This window comes from Phenylobacterium sp. (assembly GCF_030651185.1).
In the GTDB taxonomy this organism is placed as follows: Bacteria; Pseudomonadota; Alphaproteobacteria; order Caulobacterales; family Caulobacteraceae; genus Phenylobacterium.
This window is the reverse complement of record NZ_JAUSCJ010000009.1, coordinates 1-2,811: the sequence shown is the minus strand read 5'-3', so window position 1 is coordinate 2,811 and position 2,811 is coordinate 1. Positions and strand designations below refer to the sequence as shown.

Genomic DNA, 2,811 nt, shown 5'->3' with positions numbered 1-2,811 from the left:
CCAGGCGATTTCGTCGGTCGACATCAACCTGCTGCCCACCGCCGCCATCGGCCGCGTGGAAGTCCTGAAGGACGGCGCGGCGGCGACCTACGGCTCCGACGCCATCGGCGGCGTGGTCAACTTCATCACCCGCACCGATCTGCAGGGCTTCGAGATCAACGCCAACTATCAGGGCATCTCTGGCTCGCCGGGCGACTACGAAGGCAGCATCGCCTACGGCTTCAAGGGCGATCGCGCCAACCTGCTGCTGACGGCCGGCTATCGCCACCGTTCGGAAATGTCGGTCAGCGAGCGCGACTGGGCCCTGCGCACCGGCGCCGGCGGCTATCTTGAAAACCCGCTGGGCGGCTGGGCTGGCACCGGTAACCCCGGCCAGTATCAAACCGCGACCTCCGCCGCGGCCGCCACGGCCGGCTCCTTCACGGGCGCCCTTCCGGACATCGGCTGCGCCGCCAACGGTGGCGCCCCCTACGTCCTGACCACGACGATCGTCAGCCCGACCTCGTGTAACTTCCAGTACACGACCTTCGACAACCTGATCGAAGACGAAGATCACTTCCAACTCTACGGCAAGCTCAACGTCGACATCACCGACAACATCGAAGGCAATATCGAGGTCCTCTACGCCTCGCACAACACGCCCAACCAGAGCTGGGCGATCACCGGTCCGAACCAGTTCCCGGCGCCCATCGCGGGCTTCGCGGGCGGCGCGGCGGCGGGCGGCGGCGTCTCGCCGATCCCGGCCAACAGCCCGACGGCCGAGCAGTCGCGCTTCTACATCCCCAACACCAACCCGGGCCTGCTCGCCCTGGTGGGTCAGATCGCCTCCGCCAACTGCTCGGGCGCGGTTCTGCCCTACGGCGTGGATGCGGCGAGCTGCGCCACCGGCCTGGCCACCGCTCAGAGCCAAGCCGCCAACGCCGCCCTCTATGGCGTCGCGGGCAGCCAGACGGCCTGGCGTCCGGTGGGCTTCGGTGGGAACCCCTACACGAGTGACCGCCACAGCCACTACTCTTACAAGGTCGACACGCTGCGCATCGCCGGCGGGTTCAAGGGCAAGTTCGAGAACGGCGTCGGTTGGGATGTCGGCCTGACCTATCAAGAGCAGGACTATAACTACAACCTGCAGGACACTTCGGTGAACCGCCTGCAGCTTGGCCTGCGCGGCTACGGCAGCCGGGCCGGCAATGCCGACCAGTGCACCTCGGCGGAAACGGCGAACTTCACCACCAACGCCGGCAACGCCGCCCTGGGCTGCTTCTACTTCAACCCCTTCGCCAACGCGATCCAGCAGAGCACGTCCAACGTGCCCGCCAACCCCTATTATGTTGGCAGCAGCTCCACGATCGCTGGCCTGAACGACGCCGTCGCCAACCGCGGCGCTGTCTTCGACTGGATGGAAGAAGAGCAGTTCAACGAGATCACCACCAAGCTGTTCGTCGCCGACATCGTCTTCAACGGCGAGACCGACTTCAAGCTCTGGGGTTCGGACAACATCTCCTGGGCCGCCGGCGGTCAGTTCCGCTACGACCGTCAGGTCCAGGACCCGGACGTGGTCTACGACGCCAACGCCACCCCCTGCGTCGACAGCCCCCCGTTCGGTGATGGTTCGCCCTATTGCGCCACCACCGCCAACGGTCCGTTCCTGTTCAACGCCAACCTGCGTCCCTACGACGTGGATCGGAAGATCGGTTCGGGCTTCTTCGAAGTTCGTCTGCCGATCACCGACAACCTCGAAGGCTCGATCGCCGGTCGTTACGAGTACTACCAAGGCCAGGGTGAGACCTTCAATCCGAAGGCCGCCCTCCGCTGGCAGGCTCTGGACTGGTTCGCCCTGCGCGGTTCGGTCTCCACCACCTACCGGGCTCCGGCCGCCACGATCACGAACCCCAACTTCACCCGGGGTCTGACGGCGGCGAACGGCACCTACCGGGCCAACGATCTCTACGGCAACCCGAACCTGGATCCGGAAACGGCGCTCACCTACAGCGTCGGCGCCGTGGTCAAGATCGGCGGCTTCGACGCCACCGTGGACTACTGGAACTTCGACTTCCAGGACGCCCTGACCTCGGAAGCCACGGCGGATCTGATCCTGCTGATGTTCCCGAACGGCGCTGCCGACACGGGCGCCCGTTGCGGCCAGGCGGCCTACGCCGCTATCCAGGCTCGCTTCACCTTCGCCGGGAGCTGCGCACGCGGGAACATTCTCTCGTACCGCACCAACTACATCAACGGCGGCCAGGTGAAGACCGACGGCATCGACTTCCAGGCCAACCTGCAGGTCGGTGAACTGTTCGGCGGCGACCTCTCCACCGGCTTCGACGGTTCATACCTGCTGAACTACGACGAGAACCCTTACTCCATCGAGGGTGTCCCGGTGTCCGCGGGTACGGTGAAGCGCGCCGGCACCTACCGCGCCTCGATCTTCACGGGCTACAACCGCCTGCGGGCGAACGCCTATGTGAACTGGTCGATGGGCGGTCAGAACCTGCGCTGGCAGATCCGCCACGTGTCCTCAACGATCCAGACCGAAGCCAACTCGATCAACATCGCCAACGCGGTGAAGTCCACGGCCAAGATCGGCGAGTACTGGCAGCACGACGTCACCTATCGCGCCGAGCTGCCGTGGGATACGGCCCTGACCCTCTCGGTCATGAACGTCCTCGACGCGGAGCCGCCGTTCGCAATCGGCACCCAGTACAACTACGACCCGGGCAGCGGAAACCCGCTCGGCCGCGTCTACACCATCGGCATCAAGAAGCGCTTCTAGAATACCGACCGGGCCAAGAGCCCAGCGGATTACACCTCGCG

1 protein-coding gene is annotated in these 2,811 nt (G+C 65.5%); it reads left to right on the top strand.

The window, feature by feature from the left end:
* A partial coding sequence (locus Q7J39_RS02555; protein WP_304820102.1) for a TonB-dependent receptor domain-containing protein occupies window positions 1-2,770 on the top strand: 2,770 nt, incomplete at its 5' end.
* Window positions 2,771-2,811 lie beyond the last annotated feature (41 nt).